At 63.3% G+C, this 21,842-nt stretch carries 24 protein-coding genes; 11 read left to right on the plus strand and 13 right to left on the minus strand.

Annotated features, from left to right (window positions below; all coding sequences use genetic code 11):
* Nucleotides 1–129 precede the first annotated feature (129 nt).
* From FJ425_RS17230 to FJ425_RS17255, 6 genes are all read left to right on the plus strand, one after another.
* Nucleotides 130–2,691, plus strand: a complete 2,562-nt coding sequence (locus FJ425_RS17230; protein ID WP_140627076.1) for an FAD-dependent oxidoreductase — start codon at nucleotides 130–132, stop codon at nucleotides 2,689–2,691.
* Nucleotides 2,692–2,822: 131 nt separating this feature from the next.
* The gene (locus FJ425_RS17235) at nucleotides 2,823–3,764 is read left to right on the plus strand and encodes a phosphoribosylaminoimidazolesuccinocarboxamide synthase (protein ID WP_140725047.1); all 942 of its coding nucleotides are present in this window, start codon (nucleotides 2,823–2,825) and stop codon (nucleotides 3,762–3,764) included.
* A gap of 76 nt (nucleotides 3,765–3,840) precedes the next feature.
* Entirely contained in the window at nucleotides 3,841–4,683 is an 843-nt protein-coding gene (locus FJ425_RS17240) for a DUF1194 domain-containing protein (protein WP_140627080.1), read from the plus strand.
* Between the two features lie 133 nt (nucleotides 4,684–4,816).
* Complete coding sequence (locus tag FJ425_RS17245) at nucleotides 4,817–5,767, plus strand: ABC transporter substrate-binding protein (protein WP_140627082.1); 951 nt, start codon at nucleotides 4,817–4,819, stop codon at nucleotides 5,765–5,767.
* A 62-nt stretch (nucleotides 5,768–5,829) separates the two neighbouring features.
* The gene (locus FJ425_RS17250) at nucleotides 5,830–6,603 is read left to right on the plus strand and encodes an ABC transporter permease (RefSeq protein ID WP_140628143.1); all 774 of its coding nucleotides are present in this window, start codon (nucleotides 5,830–5,832) and stop codon (nucleotides 6,601–6,603) included.
* Nucleotides 6,600–7,391 (plus strand): ABC transporter ATP-binding protein, encoded by a 792-nt coding sequence (locus FJ425_RS17255; RefSeq protein WP_140725050.1) that lies wholly within the window; start codon nucleotides 6,600–6,602, stop codon nucleotides 7,389–7,391. Before FJ425_RS17250 ends, FJ425_RS17255 begins: the two co-directional genes overlap by 4 nt.
* A gap of 20 nt (nucleotides 7,392–7,411) precedes the next feature.
* Here the strand turns inward: FJ425_RS17255 and FJ425_RS17260 are convergent, their stop codons facing one another.
* The 3 genes from FJ425_RS17260 to FJ425_RS17270 form a co-directional block, all read right to left on the minus strand.
* Nucleotides 7,412–8,350 carry a GlxA family transcriptional regulator gene (locus tag FJ425_RS17260; RefSeq protein ID WP_254633786.1) on the minus strand — a complete coding sequence of 313 codons (939 nt, stop codon included), beginning with the start codon at nucleotides 8,348–8,350 and terminating at the stop codon, nucleotides 7,412–7,414.
* Nucleotides 8,351–8,658: 308 nt separating this feature from the next.
* On the minus strand, nucleotides 8,659–8,793 hold the full coding sequence (locus tag FJ425_RS32330; RefSeq protein WP_081482193.1) for a hypothetical protein: 135 nt from the start codon (nucleotides 8,791–8,793) through the stop codon (nucleotides 8,659–8,661).
* Nucleotides 8,794–9,141: 348 nt separating this feature from the next.
* Nucleotides 9,142–9,327: a hypothetical protein gene (locus tag FJ425_RS17270; RefSeq protein ID WP_140541955.1), complete on the minus strand. Its 186-nt coding sequence runs from the start codon at nucleotides 9,325–9,327 to the stop codon at nucleotides 9,142–9,144.
* Nucleotides 9,328–9,546: 219 nt separating this feature from the next.
* Between FJ425_RS17270 and FJ425_RS17275 the strand changes: the two genes are divergently transcribed.
* On the plus strand, nucleotides 9,547–10,446 hold the full coding sequence (locus FJ425_RS17275; RefSeq protein ID WP_140627085.1) for a LysR substrate-binding domain-containing protein: 900 nt from the start codon (nucleotides 9,547–9,549) through the stop codon (nucleotides 10,444–10,446).
* Nucleotide 10,447: 1 nt separating this feature from the next.
* Here FJ425_RS17275 and FJ425_RS17280 read toward each other — a convergent pair whose 3' ends face one another.
* Complete coding sequence (locus FJ425_RS17280; RefSeq protein WP_140725053.1) at nucleotides 10,448–11,410, minus strand: alpha/beta hydrolase; 963 nt, start codon at nucleotides 11,408–11,410, stop codon at nucleotides 10,448–10,450.
* A gap of 309 nt (nucleotides 11,411–11,719) precedes the next feature.
* Nucleotides 11,720–11,905: a hypothetical protein gene (locus FJ425_RS17285; RefSeq protein ID WP_140541953.1), complete on the minus strand. Its 186-nt coding sequence runs from the start codon at nucleotides 11,903–11,905 to the stop codon at nucleotides 11,720–11,722.
* Between the two features lie 340 nt (nucleotides 11,906–12,245).
* On the opposite strand from FJ425_RS17285, the gene FJ425_RS17290 reads away from it, so the two are divergent.
* Nucleotides 12,246–13,268, plus strand: a complete 1,023-nt coding sequence (locus FJ425_RS17290; RefSeq protein ID WP_246677953.1) for an acyltransferase — start codon at nucleotides 12,246–12,248, stop codon at nucleotides 13,266–13,268.
* A gap of 9 nt (nucleotides 13,269–13,277) precedes the next feature.
* Here the strand turns inward: FJ425_RS17290 and FJ425_RS17295 are convergent, their stop codons facing one another.
* Nucleotides 13,278–15,347 carry an ASKHA domain-containing protein gene (locus FJ425_RS17295; protein WP_140725055.1) on the minus strand — a complete coding sequence of 690 codons (2,070 nt, stop codon included), beginning with the start codon at nucleotides 15,345–15,347 and terminating at the stop codon, nucleotides 13,278–13,280.
* Between the two features lie 89 nt (nucleotides 15,348–15,436).
* Between FJ425_RS17295 and FJ425_RS17300 the strand changes: the two genes are divergently transcribed.
* Nucleotides 15,437–15,679: a hypothetical protein gene (locus FJ425_RS17300; protein ID WP_246677954.1), complete on the plus strand. Its 243-nt coding sequence runs from the start codon at nucleotides 15,437–15,439 to the stop codon at nucleotides 15,677–15,679.
* Nucleotides 15,680–15,758: 79 nt separating this feature from the next.
* Here FJ425_RS17300 and FJ425_RS17305 read toward each other — a convergent pair whose 3' ends face one another.
* From FJ425_RS17305 to FJ425_RS17335, 7 genes are all read right to left on the minus strand, one after another.
* A complete protein-coding gene (locus FJ425_RS17305; RefSeq protein WP_140541950.1) occupies nucleotides 15,759–16,733 on the minus strand; it encodes a methyltetrahydrofolate cobalamin methyltransferase in 975 nt (324 codons plus the stop codon).
* 143 nt (nucleotides 16,734–16,876) lie between these two features.
* Nucleotides 16,877–17,968 (minus strand): methylenetetrahydrofolate reductase, encoded by a 1,092-nt coding sequence (locus tag FJ425_RS17310; RefSeq protein ID WP_140725060.1) that lies wholly within the window; start codon nucleotides 17,966–17,968, stop codon nucleotides 16,877–16,879.
* Nucleotides 17,965–18,555, minus strand: coding sequence for a methylenetetrahydrofolate reductase C-terminal domain-containing protein (locus FJ425_RS17315; protein ID WP_140725063.1), 591 nt, complete (start codon nucleotides 18,553–18,555; stop codon nucleotides 17,965–17,967). Before FJ425_RS17315 ends, FJ425_RS17310 begins: the two co-directional genes overlap by 4 nt.
* The gene (locus FJ425_RS17320) at nucleotides 18,548–18,850 is read right to left on the minus strand and encodes a virulence factor (RefSeq protein WP_127863411.1); all 303 of its coding nucleotides are present in this window, start codon (nucleotides 18,848–18,850) and stop codon (nucleotides 18,548–18,550) included. Before FJ425_RS17320 ends, FJ425_RS17315 begins: the two co-directional genes overlap by 8 nt.
* Nucleotides 18,851–19,026: 176 nt before the next feature.
* The gene (locus FJ425_RS17325) at nucleotides 19,027–19,293 is read right to left on the minus strand and encodes a DUF6290 family protein (protein WP_140725066.1); all 267 of its coding nucleotides are present in this window, start codon (nucleotides 19,291–19,293) and stop codon (nucleotides 19,027–19,029) included.
* 55 nt (nucleotides 19,294–19,348) lie between these two features.
* On the minus strand, nucleotides 19,349–20,131 hold the full coding sequence (locus tag FJ425_RS17330) for a formyl transferase (RefSeq protein WP_140725068.1): 783 nt from the start codon (nucleotides 20,129–20,131) through the stop codon (nucleotides 19,349–19,351).
* Nucleotides 20,132–20,225: 94 nt separating this feature from the next.
* Nucleotides 20,226–20,801 (minus strand): DUF4893 domain-containing protein, encoded by a 576-nt coding sequence (locus tag FJ425_RS17335; RefSeq protein ID WP_140725070.1) that lies wholly within the window; start codon nucleotides 20,799–20,801, stop codon nucleotides 20,226–20,228.
* Nucleotides 20,802–20,928: 127 nt separating this feature from the next.
* Here FJ425_RS17335 and FJ425_RS32335 point away from each other — a divergent pair, with 127 nt between their 5' ends.
* Nucleotides 20,929–21,267: an NAD(P)-dependent oxidoreductase gene (locus FJ425_RS32335; protein ID WP_281407507.1), complete on the plus strand. Its 339-nt coding sequence runs from the start codon at nucleotides 20,929–20,931 to the stop codon at nucleotides 21,265–21,267.
* Entirely contained in the window at nucleotides 21,264–21,839 is a 576-nt protein-coding gene (locus FJ425_RS32340; RefSeq protein ID WP_281407508.1) for an NAD(P)-dependent oxidoreductase, read from the plus strand. Before FJ425_RS32335 ends, FJ425_RS32340 begins: the two co-directional genes overlap by 4 nt.
* Nucleotides 21,840–21,842: the final 3 nt, after the last annotated feature.

Here is a 21,842-nt window from a genome sequence, read left to right on the forward strand (position 1 = left end):
GCGCGCGGGGTCGCGCCGTACCTGCGGCGTGTCGCAAACAGGCGGTAGCTCAATCCGCGACCTCTGCATATTGTGCGCCATTCGAAGGGCGCGCAAACGCGTCCGTCCATCATTCCGGAGTCGCGGGCAATGGCAGAGTTTCCGAAAAAGGCGAAGGTCGTCATCGTCGGCCTGGGCGGTATCGTCGGCGCTTCGGTCGCGCATCACCTGATCGAGCGCGGCTGGGACGATATCGTCGGCATCGACAAGTCGGGCATCCCGACCGATATCGGCTCGACGGCGCACGCCTCGGACTTCTGCTACACGACCAGCCACGACTTCCTGTCCTGCTGGACGACGCTCTACTCGATCGATTTCTACGAGAAGATGGGCCACTACGCCCGCGTCGGCGGCCTTGAGGTCGCCCGCGTCGGCGACGACGCCCGCATGGATGAGATCAAGCGCAAGATCGCCTCGGCAAAATCCTTCGGCACCCGCGCGCGGCTGATCGAGCCGGCCGAGATCAAGGAAAAATTCCCGCTGATCGAGGAGCATCTGGTGCAAGGCGGCCTGTGGGATCCGGATGCCGGCCTCGTCATCCCGCGCTCGCAGACGGTTGCCGGCAAGCTGGTCGATCAAGGAGTTGCCGCCGGCAAGCTCCAGGCTTTCGCGAACACCTCGGCCAAGGAGCTGATCGTCGAGAACGGCCGCATCAAGGGTGTGGTGACCGAGCGCGGCACGATCGAGGCCGATTATGTCGTGGTCTGCACCGGCATTTGGGGCCGGCTCACCGCCGCGCTGGTCGGGGAGGACCTGCCGGTCATGCCGATCGACCATCCGCTGACATTCTTCGGCCCCTACAACGAGTTTGCCGGAACCGGCAAGGAGATCGGCTGGCCGCTGCTGCGCGACCAGGGCAACTCTGCCTATATGCGCGACACCGGCGACCCGAAGACCGCCGAGGGCGGGCAGATCGAATGGGGCTACTACGAGGAGACCAATCCGCGTCTGTGCCACCCGCGCGATCTCCTTGAAAAAGACCAGGCGCGGCTCTCGCCGTCGCAGCGCGACCTCGATATGGAGCAGATCATGGCGCCGCTGGAGCGCGCCATGGAGCTGACGCCGATCCTCGGTGAGCTCGGATATAACGAAGGCCATTCCTTCAACGGCCTGCTGCAGGTGACCACCGATGGCGGCCCGTCGATGGGCGAAAGCCAGAAGGTGAGGGGGCTGTGGTATGCCGTCGCCATCTGGGTGAAGGACGGCCCGGGCATGGGCAAGCTGATCGCTGACTGGATGACCGACGGCCGTACGTCAATCGACCATCACGCGATCGACTATTCGCGTTTCTACCCGCACCAGACCAAGGAACAGTTCATCTGGGATCGCTGCACCGAAACGGCGATGAAGGTCTACAATCCGGCGGTGCATCCGCGCGAGCCCTTCTCCAAGGGCCGCAACATCCGCCGCTCGCCGTTCTATGAGCGCGAGAAGGAACTCGGCGGCTATTTCATGGAGTTGGGCGGCTGGGAGCGCGCCCATGGCTACGCGGCCAACGAGCATCTCCTCGAGAAGTACGGCAACCGCGTGCCGGTGCGCGAGAACGAGTGGGACAATCGCCATTTCTGGCGCGTCTCGAACGCCGAGCACCTGGCGATGAGCGAGGATTGCGGCATCGTCAACCTGTCGCATTTCTCGATGTATGACATCGAAGGGCCCGACCATGTCGCGCTGCTGGAATGGCTGTGCGCGGCCAAGATCGGCGGCGACAACAATATCGGCAAGGGCATCTACACCCACTTCCTCGACGAGGAAGGCATGGTGCGCGCCGACTTCACCGTCATCCGCATGGCCGATCGGTGCCGGCTGATCGACGGCGCAGACGCCGGCCCGCGCGACTTCCGCTACATGCAGCGCACCGCACAGGACAAAGGCTTTGACGTCACCATCACCGACGTGACGGAGAAATACGTCACCATCGGCATCTGGGGGCCGAATGCGCGCACGACCCTGCAGAAGGTGGTCGAGGATCCGAACGGGCTGACGCCGGAGAATTTCCCGTTCGCGGCAATCAAGCCGATCCGCATCGGCGGCAAGGACGTCACCGCCTTCCGCATCTCCTATGTCGGCGAGCAGGGCTGGGAACTGCATATGCGCTACGAGGACGGTCTGGCCGTCTGGGACGCGCTGCGCTCGACCGGCGTCATGCCGTTCGGCGTCGAGACCTATGCCAACACGCGCCGCATGGAAAAGAGCCTCAGGCTGCAAAACGCCGATCTCTTGACCGAATACAATCTGCTCGAGGCCGACCTTGCCCGTCCGAAGGTCAAGGAGAACGACTTCTGCGGCAAGGCCAAGCATCTAGAGTATCGCGCCCGCGAGCATCAGCCGGCGATCCTGTGCACGCTGGTAATGACCGACAACAAGGACGCCAAGGGCGTCGCGCGCTATCCGGTCGGCACCATGCCGGTGCAGGATCCCGCGACGGGCGAGACGCTGGTCGACGAGCTCGGCCGCCGCTCCTTCACCACTTCGGTCGCCTACGGTCCGACCATCGGCAAGAACATCGCGCTTGCCTATCTGCCCTGGGCCTATTGTCAGGAAGGGCGCAAGCTGCAGGTCGAGTATTTTAGCGAGACCTATCCGGTCGAGGTGGCCGGCGTCGGCTACAAGCCGCTCTACGACCCGGAGAACCTCAAGCCGCGGAGCTGACAACCGGCGCAATAGCGGCAACTGGTCGGAAAAGCTTTGGCCTTCCTCGGAAGGCCTTCAGGCTTGGCTTGATGTGCTGGGGGCCAACGGCTTATGTGGCCCATCAGCAGCCCGCGAAAGCCACACGCACCATGCGCATCCTTTCCGACGCCTTCATTCCCGAACTGCCCAACCGCTACAACGGCAAGGTGCGCGAGAACTACGATCTGCCGGACGGGCGCCGCATCATCATCGCCACCGATCGTCTAAGCGCGTTCGACACGATCCTGGCCTCGATACCTTTCAAGGGGCAGGTTCTCACCCAGACGGCGCGCTACTGGTTCGAGGAGACCGCCGACATCTGCCCCAACCACGTGCTGGAATATCCCGATCCCAACGTCGTCGTCGGCAGGCGGCTCGACATGCTGCCGGTCGAGATCGTGGTGCGCGGCTATCTGGCGGGGACCACCAGCACCTCGATCCTGACCAAATACAGGAAGGGCGAACGGAGCTTCTACGGTCACATCTTTCCCGATGGGCTGCGCGACAATGAAAAGCTGCCGCAAGCGATCATCACGCCGACCAGCAAGGCCGCCAGCGGCGGCCATGACGAGCCGCTGTCGAAAGCCGAGATCATCGAACAGCGGCTGCTCACGCAGGCGCAGTGGGACACCGTATCGCGTTATGCGCTGCAACTGTTCGCCCGCGGCCAGCAGCGCGCCGCCGAACGCGGCCTGATCCTGGCCGACACCAAATATGAGTTCGGCACCGCGCCGGACGGCGCCATCGTGCTGGCTGACGAAATCCACACGCCCGACAGCAGCCGCTACTGGATCGCGGCGAGCTACGACGAGGCGTTCGAAAGCGGCGGACGGCCGCAGAGTTTCGACAAGGACTTCATCCGGTCGTGGGTGTCGGCGCGCTGCGATCCCTACAAGGATCCTATCCCCAGAATCCCGGACGAGATCGTCAACCAGGCCTCGGCGGTCTATATCCAGGCCTACGAGGCGATCACGGGCGCGAAATTCGTGCCCGACCTTTCCGGTGACAGCGTGCTGGAACGCATCCGTTCGAATCTCGCGCGGTATTTTTGAGCAATTCCGTGGCGGCGGAATCCGATGCCCGGATTCCCAGCTTCTGCGCGCGGCGATTTTCGCCTAACCTTGCTCCATGTCTGCTTATGCCCGTGCAAGGCATATTTTTTTAGGCAGTGCCGCGCTGGCGCTGGCGCTCTGGTTGACGCCGGCAGCTTCTCCCGCCGAACCCGTCGATGTCGAGCTGGTACTGGCGGTCGATGTCTCGCTCTCGATGTCGCCGGCCGAGCTTGAGATCCAGCGCCACGGTTATGCCGCGGCGCTGACGCATGACAATGTGCTGAAGACCATCGCCGACGGCGCCTACGGCAAGATCGCGGTAACTTATGTCGAGTGGGCGGGCACGACCTGGCAGCGCGTCATCGTGCCGTGGACGGTGATCGCCAACCGCGACGATGCCGAGAAGGTGGTGGCGCAACTCAATGCCAGCCCGCCGGACAGCGCCCGGCGGACCTCGATCTCCGGCGCGCTGAGCTTCGGCAGCGACCTCTTCGCCGAGAGCGGATTCCAGGGAACCAAGCGCGTCATCGACATCTCCGGCGACGGGCCCAACAATCAGGGCGCGCCGGTCGACCTCACGCGCGACGAGGTGGTCAAGCAAGGCATCACCATCAACGGGCTGCCGTTGATGACGCGCGGCGGTTTCAGCGGCGCCTTCGACGTTGAGAATCTCGACCGCTATTACAGCGACTGCGTCATCGGCGGACCGGGCGCCTTCATGATCCCGGTCAATGACTGGACGCAGTTTCCCGAAGCGATCCGCCGCAAGCTGGTGCTCGAGCTTGCCGGTCCCGCTTCGCTGCAATGGGCGGCGCAAGAGGCCGCGCATCCGCCGGTCGTGCTCGCCGACGACGGGCCGGCGGCGGACTGCCTGGCGGGCGAGAAGATGTGGCGCAACCGCGGCTGGGGCACGCCGTGAGCAATCGAGAAGCCCCTCAAGGTCCGCCGGCGTGCGCCGGATTGGACCATCGTCCAGTGCGGCTTCTGCTTCATTGACAAGCCTTTTGGGGTCTGTGAGACAATTCGAGCTCACCACAAAAAGGGGAACCACAATGAAAAGAACCTCCATCTTCGCGGCGGCGCTGACGGCGGCCGCGGTGCTTAGCGCGCCGGCGATGGCCGCGACGTCGCTCACCATCGGCATCAGCGGCTGGACCGGCTTCGCGCCTCTGACCTTGGCCAAGCAGGCCGGGCTTTTCGAAAAGCACGGGCTGGACGTCACCCTCAAGAAAGTGCCGCAGGCGAGCCGCCCGCTGGCCATTGCCAGCGGCGACCTGCAATGCGCGGCAACCACGGTCGAGACCTGGATGGTGTGGAACGCCAGCGGCGTCACCACCAAGCAGATCTTCCAGCTCGACAAATCCTATGGCGCCGACGGCATCGTCGTGCGCAACGACATCAAGACCGTCGCCGATCTCAAGGGCAAGAATGTCGCCTCGTCCGCGCCCGGAACCTCGCCCTATTTCCTGCTCGCCTGGGTGCTCAACAAGAACGGCATGTCGACCAAGGACGTCACCGTCGTCAACCTGGAGCCGGACGCGGCGGCGCAAGCCTTCCTCGCCGGCCAGAACGATGCCGCCGTCACCTATGAGCCCTTCATCTCAGCCGTGCGCGACAAGGCCGACCAAGGCCATATCCTGGCGACCACGCTCGACTATCCGATGGTGCTGGACACGGTCGGCTGCACGCCGGATTTCCTCAAGGCCAATCCCGATGCCGCCAAGGCGCTCGCCGACAGCTATTTCGACGCGCTCGACATGATCAAGAAGGATCCGCAGAAATCCTACGAGATCATGGGAGCCGACGTGAAGCAGTCGGCCAAGGAGTTCGAGGACTCGGCCAAGTACCTGAAATGGGCCGACAAGGCTGAGAACAAGCAGTTCTTTACCAAGGATTTTCAGGACTTCTCCAAGACCGCGGCAGAGCTGCTGCTGCAGATGGGGCTGATCAAGGAAGCGCCGGATGTGTCGACGCTTGCAGACACCAGCGCGATCGCCGACTGATCGCGTATCGCCCGATCGGCGGTGCCACGCCGCCGATCCCTCCTCTCAAGGACTTCCTGATGCTGCGCCCCTTGCACCCCGTTGCACCGGGCACGCGAACCGTGCTCGGCATCGCCTTCTTTGTTCTGTTCGTGGCGTTCTGGGCGTGGATCACGCTCGGCGGCCATGTGAACCGGATCTTTCTCGCCGATCCGCTGTCGATGCTGAAGGATGGCTGGCGGCTGCTTACGGAGGATCGTTTCTGGCTGGATATACTGATCACGATCTGGCGCGTCTTCGGCGGCTTCGTGCTGGCTTCGATCGTCGCGGTGCCGATCGGTATCGCCATGGGCGCCTGGAAGCCGGTCGAAGCCTTCCTCGAACCGTTCGTGTCCTTTGCGCGCTACCTGCCGGCATCGGCCTTTATTCCGCTGCTGATCCTGTGGGCCGGCATCGGCGAGCTCGAAAAGCTGCTGGTGATCTTCGTCGGCTCGGTATTCCAGATCATCCTGATCATCGCGGTCAAGGTCGGCGCCACGAGGCGGGACCTTGTCGAAGCCGCCTACACGCTGGGGGCGACCGACAATGGCATCGTCAAGCGCGTCATCATGCCGGCCAACGCGCCGGAGATCGCCGAGACGCTGCGGCTGGTGCTCGGCTGGGCCTGGACCTATGTCATCGTCGCCGAGCTGATCGGCTCCTCGTCGGGCATCGGCTACATGATCATCAACAGCCAGTCGCGGCTGGCGACGGGTCAGATCATCTTCGGCATCATCGTCATCGGGCTGATCGGGCTTCTGTCCGATTTCGCCTTTAAGGCGCTCAACCGCTGGCTCTATCCATGGAGCCTGGCGTGAGCAAGCTTCTGATCGAGGGCGTCTCGCGGACCTTTGCCGGGGTCAGGGGCGGGGAGCCGGTGCGAGCGCTGCGGCCGGTCGAGCTGTCCGTCTCGGCGAATGATTTCATCACCATCCTGGGACCGTCCGGCTGCGGGAAGTCGACGCTGCTGAGGATCGTCGCCGGGCTGGAGGCGCCGAGCACGGGCCGCGTGCTACTCGACGGCAAGGCGGTCACAAGGCCGGGACCGGACCGAGGCATGGTGTTCCAGTCCTACACGCTGTTTCCCTGGCTGACGGTTGCCGAGAACATCGGTTTCGGCCTGCGCGAGCAAGGCAGGCCCGAGCGCGAGCGCAACGAGATCGTCGCTTCCTATGTCGATCTCGTCGGGCTGAGGGGTTTCGAGAACCATTGGCCGAAGCAGCTGTCGGGCGGCATGCAGCAGCGCACGGCGATCGCGCGCGCCTTGGCCAACGATCCCGCGATCCTGTTGCTCGACGAGCCGTTCGGCGCGCTGGACAACCAGACGCGCGGGCTGATGCAGGAACTGCTGCTCGGTATCTGGGAGCGGCGCAAGAAGACGGTGCTGTTCGTCACCCACGACATCGAGGAGGCGATCTTCATGGCGTCGCGGGTGATCGTGATGAGCGCCCGGCCCGGCCGCATCAAATCGGACGTGCCGGTCGACCTGCCGCATCCGCGCCACTATACGCTGAAGACCAGCCCGGAATTTTCCGCGCTCAAGGCGCAGCTTACCGAAGACATCCGCATCGAAGCAATGCGGACCGCGCAGGAGCAGTCCGCCTAGACGACTGCGCCTCCGCCCGCTTAAGCCGCCAGCAACTGCTTGCGGTCGACGCGCTCCTGCTGCGGCGAGCGGGCGTAGAGCTCGCGGTAGCATTTGGAGAAATGCGAGGCGGAGACGAAGCCGCAGGCCACCGCCACTTCCACCACCGGCATGGAGGACTGGATGAGCAGGTGCCTGGCGCGGTCGAGCCGGATCTCCAGATAGTAGCGGGCAGGCGAGCGGCCCATTTCGGTGCGGAACAGGCGCTCGATCTGCCGGCGAGAGAGATCGACATGGTCGGCGATCTCGATCAGCGACAGCGGCTCGGAAAGGTTGGCCTCCATCAGCTCGATGATGGTCAGCACCTTGGAGTTCTGCACGCCAAGGCGGGCGCGCAGCGGCAGGCGCTGGCGGTCGGTCGGGCTGCGCACGCGGTCGGTCAACACCTGCTCGCAGACGCGGTTGACGAGGCTTTCGTCGAAATCGTCGCCGATCAGCTTCAGCATCATGTCGAGCGCGGCGGTGCCGCCGGCGCAGGTGTAGACGTTCTGGTCGACCTCGAAGAGGTCGGCAAAGACATTGGCCTTCGGGAATGCCTCGGAAAAGCCCGGCAGGTTTTCCCAATGAATGGCGCAACGCTTGTTGGACAAGAGGCCGGCGGCGGCCAGGATATGCGCGCCGGTGCACAGGCCGCCGACGGCGACGCCGCGGTTATATTCCTCGCGCAGCCAGGCGAAGGCCGACTTGTTGTGGTAGCGCTCGACATTGATGCCGCTGCAAACGATCGCCATGTTCGGCCGATCGGGCCCGGCCATCTTCTTGCGCTCTTCCTCGAGCGAGGTGTTGACGGCGCATTCGACGCCATTCGAAGCGCGCACCGGTTTGCCGTCGATGCTGGCCAGCCGCCAGCGATAGGCTTCGTAGCCGAGCATCCGGTTGGCCGAGCGCAGCGGATCGAGCGCCGTCGCAAAGGCGATCATGGTGAAATCGGGAATAAGGAAGAATACAAACGATCTCTTGATCGGATGCTTTACGGCATTCACGGGGAAACCTCACGCAGCCATGACGCGAACAGGATGTCGCGAACAGCATAGCGACAGCAGGAAAAATCATTCCTGTCAATCGGGTAGGCGGCTAAGTGAAGATTAAATTTGCGACATGGGTCGCAAATGGGCAATTCAGCGAGGCATAAAGCACCGTCGCCCGGGCAATGCGACATCAATGCACATGAAAACGCCGCCTCGGCTAAACCGGGCGGCGTTGAATTCAGCTTTGGATGCCGATTGCCTCAGGCGACGAAGCCGAGACGGGCGGCATTCATGGCGCCGGTCTGGCCGGGCATGGTCTTGGCGAGACGCTGACGCTCGAGAGCGGTCGTCAGGTTCATTTCGCGGCGGGCGAACAGGCGGGCAAAAAGCTTCATCATCATCTCCATTCGGTTGCTCAGACGGGTCGCCTTCGCTTGATGGAGTGGGGCAGCTCGTTTGCTGGCGTGGATATAGGCTCGCTTCAGCAAAAACTAAATCGCAAAAGCGAAGCGCTTGTTATGAAAAGCGACATCATTTGCTACGTTTTTAGGCGGTGTGCTCAAAATTCCCGATTATTTACAGCGGCTTAATTCGTAAATTAACCCGCTATGCGACTTGTTCATATGCGTCATGCAGCGGCCGCATGGCTGGAAAAGTCATTTGAATGCAAATAAAAGGCTCAAAACAAACGAAAGGCCTGCCGAGCTGATCCGGCAGGCCTTCAGAACTCCACACACACTTGATTACTTCGCTCCGGCCCAGCTTCCGACGCCGAAGCGCATGCCGGTCTTGGCGTCGGCGGCTTCCGGCCAGCCGATATCCTTCTGCAGTTCGATCGGCAGGGCATGGATGGCGCGTTCGGTCTGGTAGCGGGCGCGGGCCGCGCTGAATTCGGTCGCAAGCCGACCGATGGATGACAGGATAGACATTTCTTTCTCCTCTATGCGGGCAGGGAGGCGCCCGTCACTGCGTTAAGTCAGGTCTGTTTCAGCTTCATTTCACGTCGATTGCAGGACTGTGTCAGGGTCGTTTGATGGCTGCTTTTGGCAGCATCCTGTATCGATCGAGTTGACTATGCGCCTGGAGTGATGTTCAATCAAACGAAATGGAATGATGGATTGCATCAGAAAAATTGAAGGCAAGCTGCCATGAACGCCCCGCTCAATCATCCCTTGCCGCTGCTTGACCTCGATGTGCTGCGCACCTTCGTGGCGATTGCCGAGACTGGCAGCTTCACCACCGCCGCCAATGCGGTGTTCCGCACGCCGTCGGCCGTCTCCATGCAGATCAAGAAGCTCGAGGACATCCTGGGTCGTTCCGTCTTTGCGCGCGACGCGCGTTCGGTGACGCTGACAACGGATGGCGAGATGCTGCTCGGCTATGCGCGCCGGCTTTTGTCGATCAACCGCGAGGTGGTGTCGAAATTCATCATCCCCGACATTGTCGGCGTGGTGCGGCTCGGTTCCCCGGACGACTATGGCGAGCGCGTGCTGCCGCATGTGCTGAAGCGTTTTGCCCAGTCGCATCCCTCGATCGCCGTCGACGTCACCATCGACCAGAGCATCAATCTGCGGCGCCGCATGGACGACCGCGCGCTCGACATCACGCTGCTCACCAATTCCTACAAGACCAGCGCGATCGGCGCGGAGGTGCTTTTGACCGAGCCGATCGTGTGGGCGGGCGCCAAGGGCGGCTGCGCGCATCTGCGTGAACCGTTGCCGGTGTCGCTGTGGGAAGAAGGCTGCGCCTGGCGGGCCGGCGCTCTCGAAGCGCTTGGACGCGAGGGTCGCAACTACCGCATCGCCTATATGAGCGCACACACGGCCGGCCAGCGCGCCGCGATCATGGCCGATCTCGCGGTAGCGCCGCTGCCGAAGTCCTTCCTCGGCGACGATATGGTCTCGCTGGGCGCCAAGGACGGCATGCCCGAGATCGGCACTTACAATCTTGCCATGGTGGTGGCGCCCGATGCGAGCGCGCCGGTGAAGGCCGTGGCCGACCATATCCGGGCGACGTTCGAACTGTTCCGGGAAACCGGCAAGTTCTGAGCTATTCGGCCGCGGGCGCGGAGCGGGCTGCGAAAGCAGCTTTCGTCCTGCGTCGAGCGCGGGCTCGGGCTGGTGCCGGAACGCTGAGGAAATCGACGATGGAATCGCGTGCGCGGCGCGCCTCGGGCATCTCGATCAGCGGCCAGGCGTGGAACATGCCTTCCTCGTAGACCAGGTCGACCTCGACGCCGGCAGCGCGTGCGCGGTCGGCGAAGATGAGATTATCCGGTGTCAGCATGTCGCGTGAACCGGTCAGCAGCAGCGTCTTGGGCAGCACGGACAGGTTGCCGTAAAGCGGGCTGATGTGCCAGTCGGTGCGATCGAAACCGGCGCTGTAGAGCCGCACCGCTTCCAGCCCACCCGCAATACCCAGCCACGGATCCTGCCGCTCGGCCTCGAAGACTTCGGGATTTGCAAGCGAGACGTCGAGACCGGGCGAGATCAGCACATGCCGCGACGGTGCCGGCAAGCTTTCCTCGGCCGCCATCATGGTCAGCACGACCGCCATGTTGCCGCCGGCGGAATCGCCCATGAAGACGATGTCCTCGGCGTCGGTCTCTTCGAGCATGCGCCGGTAGACGTTGCCGACCATGCCGAACATGTCATGGAAGTCGTGCTCCGGCGCGATGGGGTAGACCGGCACGGTGATGCCGAAGCCGAGACGCTCGGCCATCTCGGCGATCAGCCCCCAATGGTAGGACGTGATCTGAAAGACATAGGCGCCGCCGTGCATGTAGAGGATGCGCCGGCTTTCGCCCGCCTTCGGCGCGATCTCATAGACGGGAAAGCCGTCGATCTCGGTCTCGGTGATGTCCAGCCGCGCCCTGAGCACGGCCGGCGGATGATAGTCCTCGGTCTTGCGGGCGTAGGCGATCCAGCGCTGCAGGTTCTCGGGACTGGAAAACGCCTTCTTGCGGCTGTGCCTGAGAACGAACGAAACGAGATGGCTTTTCAAACTGGGCATGCAGATACACGCACTTCGGCAGAGCCGACTAAGAGAATTCCCCCCGCTCTGCGAAGATTGTACCTCAGTTAAAAATGTCAAGGATCACGCTGGCACATCGGCGTGATCGGATGGTGCCGGTTCTTTGTTTGCGCGATTTCGGGCGGAAGGCTACGGCGAATTGCCGAGCCCAACCGCCGCGCACTTTCCTGGAATTGCTCTAGCGCCGCTTCGGCAGTAGCGCCGCGCGCAATTTGTTGTCGACGTTCGCCGAGGCCGCGTCGCGGCCCAGGCGCTTGCCGAGCAACTTGCATTTGTCGGCGAAGGTCATCAGCGCGGCGTGCCCAGAAGCAGCGCATGAAGGGCTGCCTGCGGGTCGCTCGGCGGCGAGGCCGGCCAGCCGATATCCTTCTGGACATGCGCCGGCAGATCGTTGAGCGCGCGGATCGCCTTGTTCCTGGCATGAGCCTGCCTGATGGTCACACCGAAGCGGCTGAGATTATCGTACATCGACATTTTCATCTCCCTTGAAGACCAGCGGCAGCCGAGGATCTACTTTCACGCATGTCGTTTCCCAAAAGACACTTTTGGGCGACATGCATGGTCGGCCGCCGTTCGATGCGCGCTAAATGCGTCACGCATGTATCGGATCGATTTCGCGAAAACAGCGTTTCGGTTTCCGGATCGCGCGAATCCGGAAACATTTGCATGCAAACGAATTTAGAGGGGCTGCTATGCCGGTTTCTATCTGGATAGCTGCCATCAGCGGTTGACAGCAGCAAGCGACTGCATTGTTATTGTGCAATGCGGCGTGGGGCGTGTGCATCGCAACATGATGCGATCGGATCGAGGCATCGTGACGAGCATCCATAGTGTTCAATATCTGCGCGGCCTCGCCGCGTGCGCGGTGGTATGCTTTCACGTCAGCGAGCAGTTCGGCGGTCCGTTCGACGTCGGGGCAGCCGGCGTCGACATCTTCTTCGTCATCAGCGGCTTCATCATGTGGGTGACGACGGCCGGCAGGCCGGCTGATCCTTGGCGCTTCATGGGGCGCCGGATCACCCGCATCGTGCCTCTCTATTGGATCGTCACGCTGCTGACCGCGGCCGGCATCCTGATCAAGCCGCAGTTCTTCTACGGCCATTTCTTCAGCGTCCCGAATTTCGTTGGGTCACTGTTCTTCCTGCCGATTCTGCAGGAGAACGCGCTGCATCCCATCGTCATGCAAGGTTGGACGCTCTGCTATGAAATGATGTTCTATCTCGTTTTCACGCTGGTGCTGTTCCTCGGGGAGCGCTGGCGGTTCGGCGTCCTCGTGGGCGCCCTTGTTGCCATCGTCGCGCTGCATTTTGTTTTTGCCGCTGGATATGCGCGCGCCTTCACCGATCCAATCGTGCTCGAGTTCGCCGCCGGCGTCGTGGTTGGGCGCTTCTGGCTCCAGGGCTATCGGCTCCCGCTTGCGGTGGGGTTGGCCATGGCCGGCGCAGGATTCCTTCTGCTTGCGGCAAGTCCGCTGTTCGACGCCGGCATGGCTCGCGCCTTGCGCTGGGGGCTTCCGGCCGCGCTGATCGTGGCGGGCGCGGTTTTTGCCGAGCGGGCGAGGCCGTTCAAGCCGGCTGCGTTGCCCACATTTCTCGGCGATGCGTCCTATTCGATCTATCTGTGGCATGTCGTGGTCGGCGTCCTGGCGACGGGCGTCATCCTGAGGACCGGCCTGCCGGCAGCGTTGCAGCCGGCGACGATCCTGGTCGCCACGCTTGCGCTCTCGGCGATGCTTTATCTGATCGTCGAAAAACCATTGATCGGGCTGCTGCATCCGCACCGTCCCAAGGGCGCCGTGAAGGCAGCCAATGCCGCGGCCGCAGGGGCCGCGGAATGAGCTGAAGCGTTAGTCCCGACCGCGCCGTGCAGCGCGCTCCTCGCGTGAACGCCGGCGTGGGGTAGCGTCGCCGGCGGTGCCGTCCTCGCTCATCGCCTTGCGCGGCGGCAGCTTCACCGCGGCCGCCAGCTTGGGAAAGGGGTCGACCTTGTTCGGCAGCGCCATGGCGTAGACGAAGTGCTCCTGGAATTTCGGTTCCAGCGCCGTCTCGATCTTCTCGATCCTGCTCACCGTCTCCTCGATCTCGCGCCGGTAGCCGCGATTGAGCAGCGCCATGCGCGCGCCGGCGCCGGCGGCGTTGCCGACGGCCTGGACCTTGTCCAAGTCGCAATCCGGGATCAGGCCGAGCACCATGGCGTATTTCGGATCGATGAAGGAGCCGAACGCACCGGCGAAATGGATGCGGTCGACATGGTCGGTGTGCTGCTTTTCCATCAGAAGCTTGGTGCCGGCATAGAGCGCCGCCTTGGCAAGCTGGATGGCGCGCACGTCGTTCTGGGTGATGGTGATCTTGGGCTCGCCCTCCTTCAGCACGTAGGAGAAGGTGCGGCCGTTGGGCACGATGCGCGGCGAGCGCATGCCGAGCGATCCGTCGACGACGCCGTCCTCCGAGATGATGCCGGCGAGATACATCTCCGCCACCACTTCGATGATGCCGGAGCCGCAGATGCCGGTGACGCCGGTCGCCTGCACGCTGTCCGTGAAGCCCGGCTGATCGGACCATAGCTCTGAGCCGATGACCCGATATTTCGGTTCCAGCGTTTCGGGGTCGATGCGAACGCGCTCGATGGCACCAGGCGCCGCGCGCTGGCCGCCGGAGATTTCCGCGCCTTCGAAGGCCGGGCCGGTCGGGGAGGAGGCCGCCACGACGCGCGTGGAGTTGCCGAGCACGATCTCGGCGTTGGTGCCGACGTCGACGATCAGCATCATCTCGTCCTGGCGATGCGGGCCTTCCGACAGGGTGACGGCGGCCGCGTCGGCGCCGACATGGCCGGCAATGCAGGGCAGCATATAAAGTCGCGCGCCCTGGTTGAGCTTCAGGCCGATGTCGGAGGCCTTGATGCGCACCGCGCCGGAGACGGCAAGCGCGAAAGGCGCGCCGCCGAGCTCGGTCGGATCGATGCCGAGGAACAGATGATGCATGATCGGATTGCCGACGAAGACGGAATCCAGGATGTCGTTGCGCTGGACATTGCCTTCCGCGCAGACCTTGTCGACGAGGCCGGAGATCGCCTCGCGCACGGCGACCGTCATGCCTTCGCGGCCGTCCGGGTTCATCATCACGTAGGAGACGCGGCTCATCAGATCCTCGCCGAAGCGGATCTGCGGATTGGACGTGCCGGAGGACGCAGCAACGCGGCCCGACAGCAGCGACACCAAATGCATGGCAATGGTGGTCGAGCCGATGTCGCAGGCGAGGCCGTATGCCTCGTTCTTGAGGCCGGGCCACAGCGCGATGACGCGCGCGATGTCGCTGTCGGCATCCTTGTGGATGGCGGCGGTGGCGGTCCAGTTGCCCTTGCGCAGAATGCTCTGCACCTGCGGCATGAGATAAAAGTCGAATTCGAGGTTCTTGAAACCCCAGTCCTTCATCAGGGCGATCTTGAGCCGGTCGAGGTCGCCGAGCGGCTTGTGCATATCGGGCTCTTCGATCTCGACATAGCACATGCGGATCGCCGTATCGCGGGCGATCACCCTGGTATCGGCGTCCTTGCGGATGGTCTGGGCGTTGATGACCGTGTCCTGCGGCACATCGATGACGAGGTCGCCGAGGATCTGCGTCGAGCAGGAGAGGCGGCGCCGCTCGGGCAGGCCGCGCACGCGCTCATAGCGCTCTTCCTTGGCGCCCTTGGGCGAGATGTGGTCGTTGGACGAGACGATCTTGTGCTTGGCGAAATTGCCTTCCTGCACTTCGATCTGGCAGCGGCCGCAGGTGGCGCGGCCGCCGCAAACGCTTTCGACATAGACGCCGAGCTGGCGCGCGGCATCGAGCACTGGCGTGCCGATCGGGAACCGGCCGCGCTTGCCGGACGGCATGAACAGCACGAGCGGATCGGTGATGTTGGGGGGAGGATTCATGCTGGCACGTGTCTCGATGGCAATCGCCGATGCCGTTTAACGGATCGTTTTACTATTGGGCGGAGAGTCCGTTGGTCCAGGGGCCAACCATGTCGGATCTGCTGCTCTCCGCCATCTTCACCGCGTTCACCATGGTGCGCGTGATTAAGGGCTCGTGGCTGCGCAATCCGCAATATCTCGCCACCGGGATCCTCGGCGCGATCGTCGGCGCGCTGCTGCTGCACGCGTTCTGGCCCGCCTATGACGATGATTTCATCGTCGGCGGCATAACAGGCATCTTCGGATCGTGGGCGGGAATGGCGTTGTTCGACGCCATATTGGGCGTGGCCTGAACGCAAAGCAGAGTTGTCCGGCCGCATCCACGATGCGATCGGACCAGCCTTGTTTGCGGTGCGGCTCACGATTGCGCGCTTATCCTCTGGCCATGCGGGCTTCGCGGCCGCCGCGGCGACGGCCGCCATTGCCGTTGCCTTCGCCCGGCGCATTGACGGCTGTTGGAGCCGCAACCGCTTGACCGCCTTCGGCCGGCTTATAGTCCTTGTAGGTGCGGATCCAGTTGGTGCAGTTCTCGTCGGTGCCGTTCAGCACATTGGCGCCGCGAACGGCTTCCATTTCCTGCGGACGGACCGGGTTCATGATTGCGGAGGTCATGCCGGCGCCGATCACCATCGGGATGAAGGCGGCGTTGATGCCGTGGCGGTGCGGCAAGCCGAAGGAGATGTTGGAGAGGCCGCAAGTGGTGTTGACCTTGAGCTCCTCGCGCAATCGGCGCAGCAGTGCGAACACCTGGCGGCCGGCATCGCCCAGCGCGCCGATCGGCATCACCAGCGGGTCGACGACGACGTCATGCGCCGGGATGCCGAAATCGGCGCAGCGCTCGACGATCTTCTTGGCGACGGCGAAGCGGACGTCCGGGTCCATCGAGATGCCGGTCTCGTCGTTGGAGATGGCGACGACCGGGACATTGTATTTCTTGATCAGCGGCAGGATGGCCTCGAGCTTTTCTTCCTCGCCGGTGACGGAGTTGACCAGCGGGCGGCCCTTGGCGACCTTCAGCGCGGCCTCGATCGCGGCGGTGACCGAGCTATCGATCGACAGCGGCAGGTCGACCAGGCCCTGCACGATCTCCAGCGTCTGCACCAGAAGCGCCGGCTCGGTCGCATTGGGGTCGACGGCGGTGACGCCGGCATTGACGTCAAGCATGGTGGCGCCGCAGGCGGCCTGCTCCAGCGCATCCTTGATGACGGTCTCGAAATTGCCGGCCACCATCTCGGCGGCGAGCTTCTTGCGGCCGGTCGGGTTGATGCGTTCGCCGATCACGCAGAAAGGCTGATCGAACCCAATGACGATTTCTCGGGTCGCCGAGGCGACGATGGTGCGGGTCATGCGATCTCTCCGTCGGGATATAAAGACTTCTTTATATCGTTATCTGATTTGGTTCAAGTGAATGCGTGCCGTCCGCGCTCTTAGGCTCTAGGTTCATGTGTGTCGTTGCCCCAAAACCGGTTCCCATTTCGGGGCGACATACATCAGTGCGCGGTCTTCACCATATCCACCTGGGTTTCGGTTATCTCGTCATGCAGCAGGTGGTCGAGCCGGTCGGCGACCAGCTGGTCGTCGCGGCGGATCTCCCGCTTCCAAGGCTGGCGGCCTTTCAGCACGCCGGATTCATCGACGATCTCGGCGACATATTCTTCCTGGCGATAGGCCATCACATGGATGCCGGCGACGCCTGGAATTTCCTTCACCTCGTTGATGATGTCGATGCAGAGCTGCTTGCCTTCCTTCTTCTGATCCTGCGCGCCCTCCAGCCGCTTGATAACCGCATCGGGGATGTGAATGCCCGGCACGTTGGAGCGGATCCATTTCGCGGTCTTGGCGGAAGCGAGCGGGCCGACGCCGCAGAGCAGGAAGAGCTTTTCGGTGTGGCCGAGGTCGCGCGCCTTCTGCATGAAGGTTCTGAACATCGGCACGTCGAAGCAATACTGAGTCTGCGCGAACTGCGCGCCGGCGGCGATCTTCTTGCCGAGATGGATCGGGCGGAAGTCGTAAGGCGGCGCGAAGGGGTTGACGGCAGCACCCAGGAAGACCTGCGGCGGCGTCGTCAGCTTGCGGCCGGACAGGAATTTGCCGTTGTCGCGCATGATGCGGATGGTTTCGAGCAGCGACATGGAATCGAGGTCGAATACCGGCTTGGCACCCGGCTGGTCGCCGGCCTGCACGCCGTCGCCGGTGAGGCACAGCATATTGGCGACGCCCATGGCGGCGCCGCCCAGCACGTCGCCCTGGATAGCGATGCGGTTCTTGTCGCGGCAGGCGATCTGCATGATCGGCGCATAGCCCATGCGGGTGAGCAGCGCGCAGATGCCGACCGACGACATGTGACAGTTGGCGCCCGAGGCGTCGACCGCATTGATGGCGTCGACCCAGCCGTCGAAGATCTTGGCGCGGTTGTAGACATCTTCCGGATCGGCGCTGTCGGGCGGATTGAGCTCGGTCGTCACAGCAAACTCGCCGCGGCGCAGCACGCGCTCCAGCCGGCCGCGCGACGTGTGGCCGGGCAGGGGCTCGAGCGGCAGGTGGATGCCGGCCGGGTTCTCGTCGATCTGGCGGATGGTCATGCCGAAGCTCCGGGATTCTTGGCTGCTTCGCGCGCGGCGGCGGCCTGCGCCGTCACGCGGAGCCAGGCAGAGGTTTCGCGCAGCGACTGATCGACCGGCTTCTGCACAGTGAGGATATTGTCGCCATGGACCATGTTGCGCGAGCCTTCCCAGGCCTTGACCCAGACACAGGGCATGTCCGGCTCGACCTCGCAATTGCCGTTGGCGCGCACGCCGCCGCAAGGGCCGTTGCGCAACTGCTTGGGGCAGTTCATCGGGCACGACATGCCGGTGGACGAGAGCACGCACTGGCCGCACATGCGGCAGTCGAACATGAAGCCCTTGACCCGCTTCTCGACGAATTTCACCGGGGCTTCGACGCGGCCGTAGCCGATGCCTTTCCAAAGAGGGTGCAAGAGCAGGAAGACGTCGGCGAACCTGCTGTAGAACCATTCCAGCAAGCGCGAGTGCCGGATCGACCAAAGCCGCACGGCAAAAGTGCGCTGGACGCGGCGCTGCGGCGACACGTCGGCGGGCTTGTAGTCGGATTTCGGCGCTGCCTTCTTGACCAAGGTGGCCTGGGTGACCGCCGGCTGTTGCTCAGACATTTTCTTTCCCGCCAGCCTTGACCAGAGCGACCAGCCGCTCGCGGTCATATTTCGCGTCGAGTTCCTGATAGGCTTTCTCGACCTCGGCTTCGATGTCGTCGCCGACCGGGATCGGATCGGCCTTGCGCCACTCCGCCAGATAGTCGTCGGTGCCGCCGGCGCCGGTGCGCATGGCGCACATGTCGATCGCCTCGGTGAAGCGCAGCGGCAATTCCCGCTTGGCGTTCTGCCGGCCCTTCTTGACGATGACCTGGGCAGGGATGTCGCGCCAGTAGACGACGATCAGATCGGCCATGAATTCTCAACTCCTCGAAGTCTTGGAGCATTGCCGCATGCGTGGTTGAGCCGCTTGTTATGGGACGACGCGCGCGCCTTCAAAAGCGACGCTGCCGGAGGTCGCAAAAAGAAAGGTCATGAGCGCGGATTGAGAGACCGGGTTTCCGACGTCGCTTGCAATGGGCCGAGGAGGTGTCAGACCTGCCATACAGGCCGCGACGCAGCGAGCCTTTGCAAACCGGCGCGCCCTCGCGCCGGCGACTTCGCCCAAGCCTCAAACTTTTCCCAGTCGGCAGCCGGGATCGTCACCACAAGCCCATCCAGCACCTGCATTTCGGCTGCTTCAACGGCCTTATGCCGGATGAAATCGCTGAGACTGGTGTGTGCTTGACGGGCAGCAGCTTCAAGAAGCTCACGTTCGTCAGAGGTGACGCGAATATCGATAAGGGCCATGTTGGACATCGGCAGAACTCACTCTCCTGCAGACAATAGCATACAGGGCGACCAATTGACCGGTCTACCAGACGCGCTTGGTCAGGCCGGTCCAGACGTAGAACCAGATCGTCGGGTGATACCACTGCTTCGACGGTAGGCCCGGATCGATCGTTTCCAGTCTGCCGGCCAGCGCATTGCCGACCGCCTCGACGCAGATATCGCGCGAAAAGGCTGCCTGCCGCAGCGCGTAGCTGGCGATCGTGTCGCCGGTCCTGGGCCTGCCGCGCGCCTGCTTCAGCACGCCGCCGGTGTCGACGCCGGCATCGACCAGATGCACGGTGGTGCCGAAATTCCCTTGATCGCCGCAGGCCAGTGCCCAGTAGCCGCCATTCATGCCGCGATATTTCGGCGCGATGCCGGCATGGTAGTTGAGCACCGGGCAGGGCATTCTTGCCAGCGTTTGCTTCGACAACAGCCTGCATCCGGCAAGCAGCACCACGCCCGGATTGATCCTGGCGACCGCCTCGAGGCATTCCGGCCCGTTGGCGGATGGCACATGGATGATCACCTGACCTTGCCGCGGTTCGGTGTCGAGCTTCTCCTCGGCGATCAGCCTCTCGGCATGGGCAGCCAGAAAGCGCTTGCCGAGTCTCGTCAACACCATGGTGCCGAGCTGGCCGATGGCCGAGATCCAGCCCTGGCGCCGCGCGCGGCGGATGAGCAGGCGCTTTTTGGATTCGGCGGATTCGAGGATGACGCTGACGGGACCGACACGGTCGGCAAGCGCATTGACGATGGCCCAGATATGCGGGCCACCTTCGGTGACGACCACGATCGGTCGCTTATTCGAGTCCGACGCTGCCACGGCACCCACCCGCTTGAAATCGCGCGCATGCTATGCGGAGCAGGTTAATCCTTGGTGTGCCGGCGCCGTTTCAACGAGGCAGCAGAGGACGGGCTCAGCGCTTGAATTCCATGATGTCGAGTTTCGATTCGTAATAGGGCGCCGGGAATTCGATCCGCCACTCGGTGGCGCTATTGCGGAAAGCGTAGCCGACCTGGTCGCTTTCGGGACCGCTGCCATAGGGCTTGGCCTTGTCATCATTGACCGAGAACGAGCCGAGATAGATGGAGCGTTTCTCGCCGTCGTCGAAGAAGCGGCCGGCGGTGCGCTGCGAGCCGCTGATCTTGGCGAGGCGCCAACCGGAGCCGTCGTCGGTCACCTTGCACTTGAACCAGCCGTAGATGATGAGCGGGCTCAGGCCGCCCGCCTTGATGGTGCGGCACTTCCAGTTGCCGGTGAGATCCTTGTCGGAGAAGGCGACGAGAGGTCTGGCGAGCAGTTCGTCCAACTGCTTGACCTCGGACGGATCGCCAGCTTTTGCCTCCTCGAGAGCCGCCTTGCGCGTCTCGCCGTATTTGTCCAATCGCGCCTTGTCGGCAGCCGTGATCAGCTTCTGCACCTCGCCGTCGGCAAGGGACGGCAAAGTGAGGGCGACGAGACCGAGGGCGGCAAGGAGCAGGCGAGGCATCATGAACGTGTTTCCTCAAATCAATGGCTGGACAAAGTTCTTCCTATCGCTGGCGCACAACTTACCGGTTCGCGATCGTCTGTCATCCGTGCTTAACAACAGCAGTTCGGAAAAATGGTGGTTCGATCGAATGCGGATCCTGCTCACGGGGTCGTCCGGCTGGCTGGGCGGCGCGCTCAAGCCGAGGCTCCAAGCGCTCGGCCATGAGGTGGTCGGTCTCGATCCGGTTGCCTCGGCGCGCACGCAGGTCGTCGGCTCGATCGCGGATCGCGAGCTGGTCTTCGGAACTGTCCGCGACAACCGGATCGAGGCCATCATTCACAGCGGCGCGCTGCACAAGCCGAACATCGAGCTCTTCGAGAGTACGGATTTCGTAGCGACCAACATCCAGGGGACGCTGAACCTGCTCGACGCGGCGGTAGCCTGCGGCGTGCAAGCTTCGTCTTCACCTCGACGACATCGCTCATGATCTCGCAGGCGATCCGCGCCGGCTTCCTGGGCGGCGCGCGCAAGGCCGTCTGGCTGACGGAAGAGATGTCGCCGGAACCGCGCAACATCTATGGCGTAACCAAACTCTCGGCCGAGCATCTCTGTCGCCTCTACCATATCGAGCATGGACTGCCGGTGGTGGTGCTGCGCACGGCGCGCTTCTTTCCCGAGGCGGACGACATGGCGCATGCCATCGAACAGTCCGATGCCAACACCAAGGCCAACGAGTTGCTGTTCCGGCGACTGACGGTGGAGGATGCGGCGGAAGCCCATGTGGCCGCCCTGGAGAAGGCGCCGAGCCTTGGCTTCGACACCTTCATCATCTCAGCGCCGACTCCGTTACGGCCGCAGGATTGCGCCGAGCTGATCGCCGACGCGCCATTCGTCGTCGCGCGCTATTTCCCGGGTTATTCGAGGCTCTATGCGAGGAAGGGTTGGACGATGTTTTCCTCGATCGACCGCGTCTACGATCCCTCGCGGGCGCGAGAGCGGCTCGGCTTCGTCTGCAAGACCAGCTTCGCCGATGTGCTTGCCGCGTTGGAAGAGGCGTGACGG

It is taken from the genome of Mesorhizobium sp. B2-7-2 (assembly GCF_006440775.1).
Taxonomy (GTDB): domain Bacteria; phylum Pseudomonadota; class Alphaproteobacteria; order Rhizobiales; family Rhizobiaceae; genus Mesorhizobium.

What these genes read in the sequence shown, in the direction of transcription:
- FJ425_RS17270 (WP_140541955.1), bottom strand. Translation starts at nt 9,327, where the DNA reads ATGTCTATCCTGTCATCCATCGGTCGGCTTGCGACCGAATTCAGCGCG.
- FJ425_RS17240 (WP_140627080.1), top strand. Translation starts at nt 3,841, where the DNA reads ATGTCTGCTTATGCCCGTGCAAGGCATATTTTTTTAGGCAGTGCCGCG.
- FJ425_RS17235 (WP_140725047.1), top strand. Translation starts at nt 2,823, where the DNA reads ATGCGCATCCTTTCCGACGCCTTCATTCCCGAACTGCCCAACCGCTAC.
- FJ425_RS17285 (WP_140541953.1), bottom strand. Translation starts at nt 11,905, where the DNA reads ATGTCGATGTACGATAATCTCAGCCGCTTCGGTGTGACCATCAGGCAG.
- FJ425_RS32335 (WP_281407507.1), top strand. Translation starts at nt 20,929, where the DNA reads ATGCGGATCCTGCTCACGGGGTCGTCCGGCTGGCTGGGCGGCGCGCTC.
- FJ425_RS17315 (WP_140725063.1), bottom strand. Translation starts at nt 18,555, where the DNA reads ATGTCTGAGCAACAGCCGGCGGTCACCCAGGCCACCTTGGTCAAGAAG.
- FJ425_RS17305 (WP_140541950.1), bottom strand. Translation starts at nt 16,733, where the DNA reads ATGACCCGCACCATCGTCGCCTCGGCGACCCGAGAAATCGTCATTGGG.
- FJ425_RS17245 (WP_140627082.1), top strand. Translation starts at nt 4,817, where the DNA reads ATGAAAAGAACCTCCATCTTCGCGGCGGCGCTGACGGCGGCCGCGGTG.
- FJ425_RS17295 (WP_140725055.1), bottom strand. Translation starts at nt 15,347, where the DNA reads ATGAATCCTCCCCCCAACATCACCGATCCGCTCGTGCTGTTCATGCCG.
- FJ425_RS17280 (WP_140725053.1), bottom strand. Translation starts at nt 11,410, where the DNA reads ATGCCCAGTTTGAAAAGCCATCTCGTTTCGTTCGTTCTCAGGCACAGC.
- FJ425_RS32340 (WP_281407508.1), top strand. Translation starts at nt 21,264, where the DNA reads ATGATCTCGCAGGCGATCCGCGCCGGCTTCCTGGGCGGCGCGCGCAAG.
- FJ425_RS17230 (WP_140627076.1), top strand. Translation starts at nt 130, where the DNA reads ATGGCAGAGTTTCCGAAAAAGGCGAAGGTCGTCATCGTCGGCCTGGGC.
- FJ425_RS17335 (WP_140725070.1), bottom strand. Translation starts at nt 20,801, where the DNA reads ATGATGCCTCGCCTGCTCCTTGCCGCCCTCGGTCTCGTCGCCCTCACT.
- FJ425_RS17325 (WP_140725066.1), bottom strand. Translation starts at nt 19,293, where the DNA reads ATGTCCAACATGGCCCTTATCGATATTCGCGTCACCTCTGACGAACGT.
- FJ425_RS17320 (WP_127863411.1), bottom strand. Translation starts at nt 18,850, where the DNA reads ATGGCCGATCTGATCGTCGTCTACTGGCGCGACATCCCTGCCCAGGTC.
- FJ425_RS17275 (WP_140627085.1), top strand. Translation starts at nt 9,547, where the DNA reads ATGAACGCCCCGCTCAATCATCCCTTGCCGCTGCTTGACCTCGATGTG.
- FJ425_RS32330 (WP_081482193.1), bottom strand. Translation starts at nt 8,793, where the DNA reads ATGAAGCTTTTTGCCCGCCTGTTCGCCCGCCGCGAAATGAACCTGACG.
- FJ425_RS17310 (WP_140725060.1), bottom strand. Translation starts at nt 17,968, where the DNA reads ATGACCATCCGCCAGATCGACGAGAACCCGGCCGGCATCCACCTGCCG.
- FJ425_RS17300 (WP_246677954.1), top strand. Translation starts at nt 15,437, where the DNA reads ATGTCGGATCTGCTGCTCTCCGCCATCTTCACCGCGTTCACCATGGTG.
- FJ425_RS17260 (WP_254633786.1), bottom strand. Translation starts at nt 8,350, where the DNA reads ATGATCGCCTTTGCGACGGCGCTCGATCCGCTGCGCTCGGCCAACCGG.